Annotated in this window: 12 protein-coding genes; 1 reads left to right on the forward strand and 11 read right to left on the reverse strand. The window is 52.5% G+C overall.

Annotated features, from left to right (window positions below):
- Position 1: 1 nt before the first annotated feature.
- The 4 genes from WFK81_RS16870 to WFK81_RS16885 form a co-directional block, all read right to left on the reverse strand.
- On the reverse strand, positions 2–433 hold the full coding sequence (locus tag WFK81_RS16870; protein WP_336787559.1) for a MerR family transcriptional regulator: 432 nt from the start codon (positions 431–433) through the stop codon (positions 2–4).
- Positions 434–647: 214 nt separating this feature from the next.
- The gene (locus tag WFK81_RS16875; protein WP_336787810.1) at positions 648–1,616 is read right to left on the reverse strand and encodes a quinone oxidoreductase family protein; all 969 of its coding nucleotides are present in this window, start codon (positions 1,614–1,616) and stop codon (positions 648–650) included.
- A 416-nt stretch (positions 1,617–2,032) separates the two neighbouring features.
- On the reverse strand, positions 2,033–2,737 hold the full coding sequence (locus WFK81_RS16880; RefSeq protein WP_336787560.1) for a hypothetical protein: 705 nt from the start codon (positions 2,735–2,737) through the stop codon (positions 2,033–2,035).
- A gap of 15 nt (positions 2,738–2,752) precedes the next feature.
- Positions 2,753–3,754, reverse strand: a complete 1,002-nt coding sequence (locus WFK81_RS16885) for a phosphotransferase enzyme family protein (RefSeq protein WP_336787561.1) — start codon at positions 3,752–3,754, stop codon at positions 2,753–2,755.
- A 146-nt stretch (positions 3,755–3,900) separates the two neighbouring features.
- On the opposite strand from WFK81_RS16885, the gene WFK81_RS16890 reads away from it, so the two are divergent.
- Entirely contained in the window at positions 3,901–4,749 is an 849-nt protein-coding gene (locus tag WFK81_RS16890) for a pentapeptide repeat-containing protein (protein ID WP_336787562.1), read from the forward strand.
- Positions 4,750–4,779: 30 nt separating this feature from the next.
- Here the strand turns inward: WFK81_RS16890 and WFK81_RS16895 are convergent, their stop codons facing one another.
- The 7 genes from WFK81_RS16895 to WFK81_RS16925 form a co-directional block, all read right to left on the reverse strand.
- Positions 4,780–5,598, reverse strand: a complete 819-nt coding sequence (locus tag WFK81_RS16895; protein WP_336787563.1) for an SDR family oxidoreductase — start codon at positions 5,596–5,598, stop codon at positions 4,780–4,782.
- A gap of 114 nt (positions 5,599–5,712) precedes the next feature.
- Positions 5,713–6,294, reverse strand: coding sequence for a TetR/AcrR family transcriptional regulator (locus tag WFK81_RS16900; protein ID WP_336787564.1), 582 nt, complete (start codon positions 6,292–6,294; stop codon positions 5,713–5,715).
- Positions 6,295–6,670: 376 nt separating this feature from the next.
- Positions 6,671–7,723 (reverse strand): hypothetical protein, encoded by a 1,053-nt coding sequence (locus tag WFK81_RS16905; protein WP_336787565.1) that lies wholly within the window; start codon positions 7,721–7,723, stop codon positions 6,671–6,673.
- The gene (locus WFK81_RS16910; protein WP_336787811.1) at positions 7,720–9,495 is read right to left on the reverse strand and encodes an HSP90 family protein; all 1,776 of its coding nucleotides are present in this window, start codon (positions 9,493–9,495) and stop codon (positions 7,720–7,722) included. The genes WFK81_RS16905 and WFK81_RS16910 overlap by 4 nt, the downstream gene beginning before the upstream one ends.
- 193 nt (positions 9,496–9,688) lie before the next feature.
- Positions 9,689–10,546, reverse strand: a complete 858-nt coding sequence (locus tag WFK81_RS16915; RefSeq protein ID WP_336787566.1) for a M15 family metallopeptidase — start codon at positions 10,544–10,546, stop codon at positions 9,689–9,691.
- A gap of 84 nt (positions 10,547–10,630) precedes the next feature.
- Positions 10,631–11,728, reverse strand: coding sequence for a HAMP domain-containing sensor histidine kinase (locus WFK81_RS16920; RefSeq protein ID WP_336787567.1), 1,098 nt, complete (start codon positions 11,726–11,728; stop codon positions 10,631–10,633).
- Positions 11,712–12,422 (reverse strand): response regulator transcription factor, encoded by a 711-nt coding sequence (locus WFK81_RS16925; protein ID WP_336787568.1) that lies wholly within the window; start codon positions 12,420–12,422, stop codon positions 11,712–11,714. Before WFK81_RS16925 ends, WFK81_RS16920 begins: the two co-directional genes overlap by 17 nt.
- Positions 12,423–12,684 lie beyond the last annotated feature (262 nt).

A 12,684-nucleotide genomic window follows, 5' to 3' on the forward strand; every position in this document is an offset into this window, starting at 1 on the left:
CTCACTCCTGTTTATATTTCTTTTTGGCTTCGTTAATTCTGTCCTTGAGCTGGGAAATTTCCGACCGCATGTTCTTCATCTTCTCCAGCTTCTGGTCAAGCAGCTCCAGCTGCTTATCTACCGTCTGCTCAAGCTCGTCAATCTTCTGAAGACGCAGCCCGGCGTCCTCCGTCTGCCGGATTTCGTCGCGCTGATTAATGAATTCCTCGCTCATCGCCACGTATTGCTGCAGCTCCTGCAAGGAGAAGCCAAGCACGTCGCGCGCATTAATCAGCTTCTTCAGCCGCTCGACATGAAAGTCGGTGTACAAGCGGAAGCCGCCTTCGCTGCGCTCCGGCGGAGTCAACAAGCCAAGCTCCTCATAATAACGAAGCGTGCGTTTCGTCAAACCAACCATCTTCGCAACGTCCTCGATTTTGTAAAAGATCTTCATCGCCTCTTTCCTTTACTCTCTCTGTAGAATACTCTACACCTAAGTTAATGTTAACGTCAACGTTAACTTTTGAAAAATGACAAAGCTGGTGCCATCTTCCTCTGCCAATAGGATTAAGATGTCCTTCGCCCCTTGAACCCATTCCGCGTGCATAGCAAAAAACCGGAGTACGTCTAATGTTTAGCGCCCCCGGCTTAGCCGATTAATGATGAAGTTAGGGAACAAGAATGATTTTGCCCGTGCTTTGGCGGCTTTCGAGCAGCCGATGGGCGTCTGCGCCTTCCGCTAACGGAAAGGCTCTTGGCGTCTCGAGCTTAAGGCTTCCGTCCCGAAGCCAGCCGAACAATTCGTTTGCCCGGCGGATGCGGTCTTCTCGGGACGTGACATGATTCCACAAATCCCCGCCCGTTAACGTCTTCGACGTATCCATAAGCATCCGCGGGTCTACAAAAGCCGGATCTCCTCCCGCCATCCCGAAGAAAATAACCGCCCCTTTTGTCCTGACAGCAGCAAAGCTGTCCATTAATGTAGAACCAACGGAATCATATGCAACGGTTACTCCTTCGCCGCCGGTTGACCAGCTCTTCGCCGCCTCCACCCAATTGCTGCCGTAGAGCAGCGCTTCGTCGGCACCTGCTGCTAGCGCCGCTTCCCGCTTTGCCTCGGAAGAGACAAGCCCCAGAACGCGCGCTCCCTGCCGCTTCGCAAGCTGTACGAGCAGCTGCCCGACGCCTCCGGCCGCGGCATGGACAAGCACTTCGTCGCCCGCCTGCACGCGGTAGCTGTCACGCGTTAAATAATGCGCGGTCATGCCCTGCAGCAGTACCGCCGCCGCAGTCTCAAAGCTGATATCGTCCGGAAGCGGTATCGCCTTCTCCGCCGGTACCAGCACAAGCTCCGCATTGGCGTACGGAACATCGCAGAAAGCGATCCGGCCGCCCGGCGCTAAGCCCGCCGCATCGGCTGCGGCTTCCTCCACGATGCCCGCTCCTTCGTAACCCAATATATAAGGCGGCTTCCCCGCCAGATGATAATTGCCCCGCCTGCGGTAAATGTCGGCGTAGTTCAGACCGGCGGCCTTCAGCCGCACCAATACGGTTCCCGGCTTAAGCTCCGGCGCGGGAATTTCCTTGTATTCGAGCACCTCCGGCCCGCCAAACGTTTCAAAGACCAATGCCTTCATACTGTTCATCCTTACTGCCCCCACCTATGCTTGAAATGTCGTCCTCTATATTGTCATCAAATATAATTCAATCATCCGTTTCTTGCCTTGAATCAAATCCTGCCGGCCGAGAAACGCGGAATATGCGGCGTATTCTTGTAGCTGACTATAGAGAACATCTTCTCCTAACTTGTTTGCTTTTAGTGCCCTGCCTCGCCTCGCTTTCGGCTCCCTACGCAAGACCGCTGCATTGGATCCTCTACAGTAAAAGTGAGCTAGAATGGAGGGTGTCGGAGGCTACGTTGGATTCTCTACAGTAGAATCTTAAGAATTGGGCTTCCTTTGCCAAAATGAGCAAATTACACTGGACCCGATCCAATGTGGACAGAGTTACCATCCGAAAAGCCGCATTACGCTGCATCAAATCCAACGTAGCTTTACTTTGTCAGCATCACAATGCTCCCGAAATCGGTTGGATCATCAAAGGTTCTACTGGCTACAACTATTCCTTCGCCGTCGAGGGCTTCTATCTTGTACGGTTTATCCGCTTTAACCGGAAGGATGGCATACCAAATTCTCTGCTGTACGCCTTCGCTAATAATCTTGGCGTGATATTCTCCGGCTGCCTCACCGCCTACGGTAACATTGACACTCGCTACAGCGCTATTCGCAAGCTGGCCGAATATAATCGGGAACGGACCCTTAATCCCTTTATACTTAGGTATACTCATGAAGTTTAACGCTTCATTCTGATCCGTAGCAGCGGAATAACTATAGTTTCCTCCATAGACCCACTTCCAACCCAGCAAGGTTTTCCGAACAAATTCAATCCCCAGGTTGTTTCCTTCTTTCTGCCCATTCAGCTTATTAAACAGCAGGGTACCTCCGGCAACAGGCTCCCGATAAATGATATGCGTCCTTGCTTCGTTCCTGAATTTCCGAACGGCTTCCTCCGGGGTATCTCCCAGTGGAATCTTTACTGTACCCGGATATCCCGCCTCACGAGAATATCTCCAATCCGCAATACCGCCAGGCCGGTCATTGGCATACACCAATCCAATAAATATAACAAAACATACCGCGACGGCAATTACCATTCTCATGAGCCAAATTTGCCTGCCCGTTCGTGCTTTTGGATACATGATTGCCTCCTCACTTTATGTTTGCGGAGCATGCTGAACCAACCCCGCCGAGCGGAATTCCTCCAAGAAATCATTCAGCCAGTCCTCGCCGTAATCAAGCGCGCCGGACTGGGTTGGGACAAAGAGCACATCAAGGCTCATGATCCAAAAACGCCGGACAAGCACAAACAGCTCCACCGCCTGCTCATCCTTTCCCGAAAAGGATCTTACGCTGCGGTATCCGGCCAGCAATGCCTGCCATAGCTGCTCCTTGTTCTCGGCGGATTGCCGTTTTCTGTTGCGCACCTGGGCAAGATCGTACGCCCGCCAGCCGGGTGCCGACCACTCAAAGTCAAAGTGAGTGTAGCGACCGCCCGTCTCAACGGCATTATTATTCCCATGCATATCGCCGTGGCAGATGCCCCAATCGAGCCCCGACGCTGCGGCATTAGCAACTCTATCCTTCAGAGCATCGGCATACTCTCGGAGAAATATCGCCGCCGGATGCTCCGCGCCAATATGGCGAATAATGCGCTGCAGGGATTCCTCCACCAAAAACTCCGTATTCAGCTCCCGGCGCGGAAGCTCAAGCCTGACCCGATCCATCGCGAGATGAAGCCGTGCGGCCGATTGCCCAAACGCGTAACAGCTCTCTTCGTCCTGCAGCCGGTTCTCGACGCCCTCCACATATTCGAAAAGAACGGCGATCCGCTCCCCTTCCGGCGCGGCAATAACCGAATAGCGGGTGCCATCCGCCTTCATAACCGGAGGTGCTATTGAAGCTTCCGTTCCCGCCAGCAGCTCTTCCAATTGACCAAGAAGCGCCATCTCATACGAGGCTTCCCTCTCCCCAATCTCATGCCGGTAGATTCGTAATATATAGGTTCCTTTTTCGGTTTGCACGCGGTAGGTATCATTTAAGCCGCGAAGCCAATACACGCATTGGGTCCACCGGCCAAGCCCATATTGCCCGCTAAGGCAGCTCATCAAATAGTCGGGCGCCAGCACCGAGCTGACAGCCGTCGGCTGATTGGTCATTTCACATCGGTCCCCTTCTCTTTTTCGGTACCTTTATCATAATCGAGCAACGCTTCCACATAAAGGAATTTAATTGTTTTATCCGTTTCTATCACGTCCTCCATCCGTTAAGATAGAAAGAGTAGACCCTATAAGGAGGGAATAAAATGACCCCTGACCGCAAACACCTTCGCGGGGATTGCGACAATTGCTTTGGGTTATGCTGCGTTGCGCTCCCTTTTGCCGCTTCGGCGGACTTTGCCATAGATAAACAAAGCGGACAACCCTGCCGCAATCTGCAGGACGATTACCGCTGCGGCATTCATACCAGGCTTCGGCAGCAGGGCTTCCGGGGCTGTACGGTGTACGACTGCTTTGGCGCAGGACAAAAGCTGTCGCAGCATACCTTCGGTAGCCGCAGCTGGCGGCAAGAGCCTCAAGCAGCAAGGCTAATGTTTGAGGTCTATCCCGTGATGTGGCATTTACAGGAGCTGCTCTGGTATTTGACCGAAGCGATTGAGCACCCGGCCTCCGAGACGATTCGGCCCCAGCTTCAAGCGGCATGGGAAGAAACGGAACGCCTTACCGGCTTGGATGCGGAAGCTTTGCTCAAGCTGGATTTTGCCGCTCATCGCGCCGGAGTGAACACCTTGCTGCTGCAGACAAGCGACCTGGTACGGGCTAAAGCGCCAAAGCTCAAGACCGATTCCCAAAGGAAGAAAATAGGACGCGGCGCGGACCTTATGGGCGCCAAGCTGCAGAACGCCGATCTTCGCGGGGCTAATTTGCGCGGGTCCTATCTCATTGCGGCTGATCTCCGCGGCGCCGACCTTCGCCATGCCGATCTGATCGGCGCCGATATGCGGGATACCGACCTGAGCGGGGCAGACTTAAGCGAAAGCCTGTTCCTCACCCAAGTCCAGCTCCAAGCGGCAAAGGGCAATGCGGATACGAAGCTTCCGCCGGCACTTAACCGTCCCGAGCATTGGAGCAGCAAAAAGCCGGCCACGTCCTAGGACATAACCGGCTTTTCTCCCTGCACCGCATTATTGATATTGCGCTGCGATCCGTTCCAAATAGTCTTCAATCGGCATCGATTTTCTCATTTCCGTCAACTGATGGGCAGCTTCCCCCACCAGCGTGCGGAACTGGTTGCTTTCTCCCAAAGCCAGACGGGCGATTTCATCCACAATCGTTTGCGGATCATCCAGCTCGCCTTCGGCCATGCTGGCCATCATCGATTTAACCTTTTCGGTCATTTCATTATAATCGGTAATCTCCTCGCTTTGACCCCAGGCAATCTTGTTTACAAAGTTATTGCCCGACGAACCGCCCTGCTCCACCAGTCTCAGCTCAATCCCAAGCGGCTTCAGCTCGTAATACAAGCCTTCGATTAAGCCCTCCAGGGCAAACTTGGACATGTTATATAAAGAACCCGTCGGCACGGCTGTCGTTACGCCCATAAACGAGCTGATCGTAATGAACATCCCCGACTTATTCGCGCGAAAATGCGGGAGCATTGCGCGAATGACGTTAATGGGTCCACGCACGTTAACGCCGAACTGCCAGTCGATTGTCTCTTCCTTCGCCAGCTCCAAGGCTCCATAAGCGCCAACGCCGGCGTTATTGATTACAACATCAATCCGTCCAAAAGCTTCAATCGCATCGGCTACCGCGGTCCGGACCTGCCCCACATCCGTTACATCCAGCTTAAACAGCTTCACATTGCTATACTTCGTCAGCTCCGTCTCGTTCTCCGGCGTGCGCATCGTTGCCGCCACATTCCAGCCCAGCTTGGCAAAATGGATCGCCGTCAGCTTGCCTAGTCCGCTGCTTGTTCCTGTAATAAAAATGGTTTTATTCATAATGATTCTCTCCTCTAATTTTTTAATTTTGGATCGAACGTTCATTCTAGTTGATCCGGAAGCCGGCCATGAAGGCCGCGGCAGCATAAGCATGCTCGCCACTCATTCATGGCGTTATCCTCTTATTGCTCCCTGCCAGCATACTTCGATCGCCTGCTGAATCCCGGCATCGGTTAAATCCGAATTGCCCTGCAAATAACTTTTCACCATGTAGACCATGGAGCCGTAATGCATCTGGACAAGCAGCTTTGGGTCCATCTCCCGGAACAGTCCTTGCTCCATCGCTTCCGCATAAAGCTTATTCATCGGTGCGCACCAGCCGCCGTTGTAAGCTTTTTGCTTCACCTCTTCGTAAATATACGGCGAGAAGGAGTACTGCTCGATAAACTGGAATCCCTCCGGATACTGCCGGCTGGTCTCGATTACGCGTTCCCATCCCCAGGTGAACCGCTCCCGGATGGTCCCTTCCCGGTTCAAGCCTTCCTGGACGAACTGGCCGTTATACGCAACGATAGCCGTGTACAGCTCGTTAATGATTTCTTCCTTGCTGCTGAAGTAATGATAAATGCTGCCCGTCGATACCTTGGACTCCTTGGCGATAAGCGCCATTGAAGTAGCTTGGAGCTCCTTGCGGATAATGATCTGCAGCGTTGTCTCAAGCACGGCTTTCTGCACTTTGTTGTATTGTTCGAACATGTTGCTTCCTCCAACAAGTTAAGATCCACTAGATAGAACGTTCATTCTAATGCTATTATGTACCTTGCGACCGTCACTGTCAACTGGTGACGAGTAGTATCCCTCGCTTTCGGGCAATTACTCCAGTTCTAATGAACCTATGTATTCTTATTGGGCTCATTTTCGGACTTCTGTTGATTTAACGAAACGTAGACACTCTATTGCATCTAAATACCTGCCGTTTCCGCTTCGAAGAGCCGAATAAGGTTACCACGTTTCGTTAGCTTTCAAAATCCTTCAAAATCGAGCAAATAAGAATACGAAGTTTCGTTAGAGCTCCGCGATACAAAAAAAAGACTGCTCCCTAAGCCATTTTGGCTTGGGAGCAGCCTTTTCTTTATGTCCCGTACTCAGCCTGCAGGCGCACAGCCATCTTTTCTTTCTCCCGAACCAGATCCTCCACGAAGGTATTTCCGTTACGGCGGTTAAAGGCTTGCGCCAAACGCTCGATCTCTTCATCGAGCCAGGCTAAAGTGACGGTTTCCGACTCGGCAAGCTTCTTCCTCCGTTTGCCCTTGCTCCATTCCTTCAGGAAAATACGGACGGACAGCATATAGTGCAGCCGGTCCCACCCAAGCTTGCTGCCTAGACCTAGCCGGATCGTCTGCTCATACAGCTTGACGGCCTTTGGCATATCCGTTACGGTGAAGAACTGCAGGAAGGTGCCGTATTCCTCGAGATAAGACGGCCCTTTGAGGGCACGGTAGGCTTTTTTCGCCGTCTCCAATGCCCGGTCGTATTCCCCAAGCTTAAGCAGCGGCATCATCATTTCGCTGTACGTGTTCTGGGGGATGGACCGGCAGGACATCTTGCCTTCCAAGATGGGCTTCAGCGACTGGAGCCCTTTTTTATAATGATTAATTGCAAAATGATAGCTGCCGAACATGTTCTGCTCGCAGGCGCTGCAGTCCGACAACGAATCCCGCTTCGCGGCTCTCCAGCTCTTGTAGTAATCTGCCGCTTCGGCAAGCTTCCCCTGCCATAGCATGAGACTAACCCGCTTCTGGTAGTAAACCCGGAGACTATAACCGTAAGCGATGCATTTCTCCTTGAAATCCTCGTAAATCCGCTCAATCTGCTCCAGGCTTAATTCCGGCATCCGCCACACATACCCGAGCACCCATTTATAATGCCACATGATATAAAAATTCGAATACTCGCCCGGATTCTGCTCGAATTTCGACAAGCACCAGGAGAAGGAGACCAGCATCCGCTCCGGACAGCCGCATTCCGGTGCCGCATTGGAGTAATCCATTCTCGCATGATAAGCTTCCTCTTCCGTCATATAACGGTCGGCAACGCGAATCATCTCCTCCAGAACGGCCAGCTTCTGCTTGCCGTCCGGCATGGACCATGTCGAGCGCCTCAGCTCCTGAAAACGGTTCTTCATCGGCCGACCTCGACGTTCCGGTCAAGGCCCATATTCATGAATTGAAGCAGCGATTCGTTCATCAGCCTAAGCTCCTCGCCGCTCAGCGGATGGTTCCCCATCAACAGCGCCTGTGTATATAACAGCTCGATGCTGTTCTGCTGCAGCTTAAGATCTCCGGATGTGATCGCCTTGCGGACAATCGGGTTATTGTAGTTGAAGCAAAGCCTCGCATACGGCTTCTCGTACAACTCGTCTTTGATCACGTGGACAACCTCGGCAAACAGCGGATTCGCCTGCTCTTCGCTCTCCTCCATCATTTTGAAGAAGTTGACCTCCTGATTAATGTTGAAGAGGACGGGAATGTCCGCAGGCTCGAACCATTTGATCAGCGATCGGCATTGGTACGGCGCAAGCAGCCGGTCTGCCAGGTCAAGGAAAGGCTGCGCTTCATCACGCTCGCTCCGGCCAAGCGATTCGAACCGGCTGGAGAAGCCAAGAATATCGAGCACGCTGACCTGCACCTGTTCGTCAATGGAAGGAAGCTTGCGGATCAGCTCCAGGTCATGGACATAACCGCCGTTAATGACCATCATGTTCTGGGCTTTCGCCACGCGGGCCACCTGTCTGAACTCGTCAAAGTTGGAAGTGACCATAATGGTGCGGTGATTACGCAAAATATCGGCCATTTTCATATCGCCATACGACGTCTCGAAGCTCAAATGCCGGATAAACAGCTCGTACAGCTCGTCGTCCTCCGCAGCCATCGTTTTGAGCGAAGCATAATGAATAAGCACGATTCGGGCGAATAGCTCCGGATCTCTCTCGGCCAATTCGATCAGATACCGCTTGATGCAGGTTCCAAGCTCATCCCGCACCGCGTAGAAAAGGTCATTTTCCTGGAACGACTCCCTGGACGCGGTTGGCCGAAGGCTGTTTGTGTTAATGATGCCATTGACGAAAAAGGCCCATGACGGCAGCATATTGTTCATTTTGTCCGACAGCAGGACGCGCTTCAAGTACACCTTGTGGCGTTTCTCGTCCTGCAGGCTGACGGAATAAGGCAATATATAGGCAATCCCCTCCGTGTCTCCGATCAGAGACTTGAGGGGTATAATGTCCATTGGTTTTTCGTACTCGCTGTCCTCGATATAAGAGATCGCTTCGGATTTGCTCATGCGCCAAGGAGGAGTCGTATCGTTGATTTGCCGGCTGTCCTTGCCCTCCATCAGCACGATTGGCGTCTCCAAATATTTGCCGAAGCGCTCGAGCTGCTGGTACATGTTGTACCACTCGGCGTATTCCTCGAATTCCGGCTTCAGCTTCAAATACACCGTCGTTCCGATCGGAACCGTTCTCTTCAGCTGATTGGTGACATAGGTGCCATCCGGCTTGCCGCGCCATTCCAGGGAATCGCCCTCAAGGGCAGACCGGGTAATAAGCACGATTTCGTCGCTGATGACGAAGCAGGACAGAAGACCAACGCCGAACTGGCCGATATAATCGTCCGCCGAATCCTGATCCGACTTCTTCGTTGTGCTGCCGATCCGCGCCAGAAACTGTTCGATCTCCGATTCCGTAAGACCGATGCCGTTATCCATAAAAGAGATCGTATGCGAGGACGGGAACAGCTCTACCGCTACCTTCCCCTCCGTTATATGTCCAAGTCTCTTTCTCGCCGTGACCGCATCCACCGCATTCTGAAGCAGCTCGCGGACGAATACGCCCGGATCGGAATACAAATGATTGGATAAAAGATCAATAATGCCCTGCAGATTCACCTGAAAATTCATATTGCTCAAATTCTCACCTCGCGGTTCAATTCTAGTTTTTCCCTACCATAATCCAACAGTACAGTAAGAATATCGTCAGGAACAAGGGCGCTTATAAGTATAAAAAAAGAAGCGCGCCAAAGCGCAACTGTAAATACGGTTTTTCCCGTTCTACAGTTGCGCCAACAGCGCGCTTTACAATAACTTTATCTATCTAAGCGTACATCGTGACGATAACCCCGTCGTAATTATTGCCGGATACCTCGTACGGCTTCCCCTTCTGCACTTGAATGGTTGCGCCGCTTCCGACCATTGGATAGTAGGCGACGGTATATTTTTGACCGCCTGCCTTGATCGACATGGCCTTTGATTGCTTCAGCTTATCGAGATACTGCTCCAGCGTCAGATCCTGCTTATGCATGATGGCGCTATGCGCCTTCCCGACGTAACGGAAATGCCAAGGCTCGTATTGAATGCCCGTAATGTCTTCTTTCCCTTTCGGATAACGCAAAATAAACCCGTATTCCCAAGCGTGCTTCTTCAGCCATTTGCCTTCCTCGGCCTCGTCCATCTTTGCAGTGGTTGAACCGATATCCAGCGATAAGCCGAGATTATGCTCGCTGTGGTAAGCAGGAAGCGCATAGTCATGCCCCATATCGCGGTACAGCTGGTCCTGCTTATCCGCGTCGCGGTAGCCGCTGCTGATGAGAAAATGCTCCACACCGTCTTTTTTCGCTCCTTCCACCATCTCGCCAAAGTCCTTTGCCACCGACTCGGACAGCTGAATCGACGGATCAAGCAAGCCGTAGCCTTGCACCAGATCCGGGCGATCCGATAGCGAGACGATATCCGAACGTATTCCTTCCGGATGCAGAGCATAGTCGTTATTCACAAGGAGCAGATCCCCCTTATACATCTGCTCCTTGCTCACGGTAATCATCTTGCTGTCTTGCTGCGGCAGCGACCCGTTTTCTATATCAACCTTGTCTTCCCCGGCGCTTTTTACATTAAGCTGCGAGATCCCGTAACTTAACAGGATGACAAGGATAAACGCAAAAACCCACTTCTTCATGGCCCATTCTCCTTTGTTTTGTTCATGCAACTAAGGATATCGGACACTTTTTAAAAAGAAGTGGGGAAAAAGTTAAAGTTTTTCTTAAATCGGCAGCCTGACCGTAAAAACGGTTCGGATCGTACCGCTCTCGGCCGTTATGGTGCCTTGATGCTGCTCGACGATATTTTTGACGATAAAAAGCCCCAGTCCCGTGCTTCCTTCGGGAGAACGGGCGCGGTCGCCGGTGTAGAACATATCGAACAGATGCGGCAGATCCTCCGGCTTGATCGAATCGCCGTAATTGATAACCTCCAGGACGGCTTGGCCGTTCTCGGTTCTTCCCTTGATATCGACATATTCGCCATCCTGGCCGTAACGGGCGGCATTCGTCAGCAAATTCTCGAATACCCGGGCGAGCAGCTCGCCGTCCGCCTCCATGACGAGATGGGGAGGAAGATCCAGCCTTGCCGTCAGGCGGCTTTTCACAAACACCGGGTACAGCTCTTCGCTCAGCTGCATCAGAAGCTCGGATAAGTCAATCTGCTTCTTGTCCAGCGTCAGCATGCCGTAGTTCATCCGGGTAACCTCGAACAGCTCGTCCACCAGCCGCTCCAGACGCTGCGATTTGTTAAACGCGATAGCGGCAAAATGCCGGACCTGCTCGAGGGACAGCTGCTCGTCGCGCAGAATAAAATCCAGATAGCCAAGCACGGAGGTTAGAGGCGTCCGCAGATCATGCGCAAGATTAAGCACGAGCTGATCCTTGCTGCTCTCGGCGAAATCTCCCCGCTCCACCGCCTTCTGCAGCATCTCGCCCGCAAGGTTCAGGTCACTCGCAATAACTCCAAACTCATCATCGGAGGGAACCAGCACCCGCCCGTTAAAATCCCCGTTGGCAAGCCGGTGAATCCCGGTCGAGATTTCCTTGAAGTAAGAGACGTAGGGCTTGGTAAACAAATAAAAGAAGAAGAACGATAACGGCAGGAAGAAAATCAGGAAGAAATTCAAATCGCCAATATCGTTAAGCCAGCTGCGAGCTTGAACGATCGGATCGTCCGCATAGCGGATCCTCTGATTATAATAGGACTTCAGCAGCCTGTAGATCAGATAGGTCACCGCTCCGGAAATAAGCAGGCTCATGACGAACAGCTCGATCATCCGGGTGCGGAAACTGCGTAATTTTCTAGCCTTGGAAGGCATAGCCTACCCCCCAGACCGTCTTGATCCATTGCTGATGCTGCTTGTCCTCGCCAAGCTTTTTGCGCAATGTCCGGATATGAACCATCACCGTGTTGCCGCCGCTCTCGTAATAAGCCTCGCCCCATACCTGCCGGAAAATATGCTCCGCGCTGAATACCTTCTTCGGATGGCTGGCCAACAGATGCAGAATATCAAACTCCTTCGGCGTCAGATCAATCCGGTCGTTGTACAAGGTAACGGTGCGCTGCTCCTGGTCAATCGTTAGTCCTCCCGCCACAATGGCGGAAGGCGCATGACTTGGTGCGGCAACCGGCTGATTCAACTGCCTAAAGCGTCGCAGCTGGGCATTTACTCTTGCGAGCAGCTCCATTGGATTAAACGGCTTCGTCATATAATCGTCGGCGCCCATAACGAGGCCGGATATTTTATCGAAATCGGACGTCTTGGCGCTTAAGAAAATAATCGGCATCCGGTACTGCTGCTCCCGAATAACGCGAACGACTTCATAGCCGTCCATATGCGGCATCATAATATCGAGAATAACCAGATCGATTGTGTTCGTCTGAACGAGACGGACCGCTTCTCTCCCGTCAGCGGCCTTCAGCAGCTGGTAGCCCTCCTTGCCCAGATGGAGCGCAATCAGCTCCGCAATATCCGGGTCATCCTCCGCAATCAAGATCGTTGTGCGCTGCATCCCCATTGCAAATCATTCCTTATCCATTTTCTTGTTTATTCCAACTCTTATTGTAACCTCTTGGACGTGCCATTACACGAAGTAGTTGCACTTTGGGCTTCGAGCCGCGAGACGAGGGGCGGTTTCCGCCCCTCGTTCCCGCGCTGATCCAGCTGTAAGACGGTTTTTCCGTCTTATTCGGCCTGTTTGGCCTCGCGCCCCCACGCTGATCCCGCTGTAAGACGGTCTTTCCGTCTTATTCAGCCTGTTTGGCCTCGCGCCC

Source organism: Paenibacillus sp. MMO-177 (genome assembly GCF_037147795.1).
In the GTDB taxonomy this organism is placed as follows: Bacteria; Bacillota; Bacilli; order Paenibacillales; family Paenibacillaceae; genus Pristimantibacillus.

Excerpts from the sequence above, each read along its gene's own strand:
- WFK81_RS16870 (WP_336787559.1), bottom strand. The coding sequence starts at position 433 with ATGAAGATCTTTTACAAAATCGAGGACGTTGCGAAGATGGTTGGTTTG.
- WFK81_RS16875 (WP_336787810.1), bottom strand. The coding sequence starts at position 1,616 with ATGAAGGCATTGGTCTTTGAAACGTTTGGCGGGCCGGAGGTGCTCGAA.
- WFK81_RS16880 (WP_336787560.1), bottom strand. The coding sequence starts at position 2,737 with ATGTATCCAAAAGCACGAACGGGCAGGCAAATTTGGCTCATGAGAATG.
- WFK81_RS16885 (WP_336787561.1), bottom strand. The coding sequence starts at position 3,754 with ATGACCAATCAGCCGACGGCTGTCAGCTCGGTGCTGGCGCCCGACTAT.
- WFK81_RS16890 (WP_336787562.1), top strand. The coding sequence starts at position 3,901 with ATGACCCCTGACCGCAAACACCTTCGCGGGGATTGCGACAATTGCTTT.
- WFK81_RS16895 (WP_336787563.1), bottom strand. The coding sequence starts at position 5,598 with ATGAATAAAACCATTTTTATTACAGGAACAAGCAGCGGACTAGGCAAG.
- WFK81_RS16900 (WP_336787564.1), bottom strand. The coding sequence starts at position 6,294 with ATGTTCGAACAATACAACAAAGTGCAGAAAGCCGTGCTTGAGACAACG.
- WFK81_RS16905 (WP_336787565.1), bottom strand. The coding sequence starts at position 7,723 with ATGAAGAACCGTTTTCAGGAGCTGAGGCGCTCGACATGGTCCATGCCG.
- WFK81_RS16910 (WP_336787811.1), bottom strand. The coding sequence starts at position 9,495 with ATGAATTTTCAGGTGAATCTGCAGGGCATTATTGATCTTTTATCCAAT.
- WFK81_RS16915 (WP_336787566.1), bottom strand. The coding sequence starts at position 10,546 with ATGAAGAAGTGGGTTTTTGCGTTTATCCTTGTCATCCTGTTAAGTTAC.
- WFK81_RS16920 (WP_336787567.1), bottom strand. The coding sequence starts at position 11,728 with ATGCCTTCCAAGGCTAGAAAATTACGCAGTTTCCGCACCCGGATGATC.
- WFK81_RS16925 (WP_336787568.1), bottom strand. The coding sequence starts at position 12,422 with ATGCAGCGCACAACGATCTTGATTGCGGAGGATGACCCGGATATTGCG.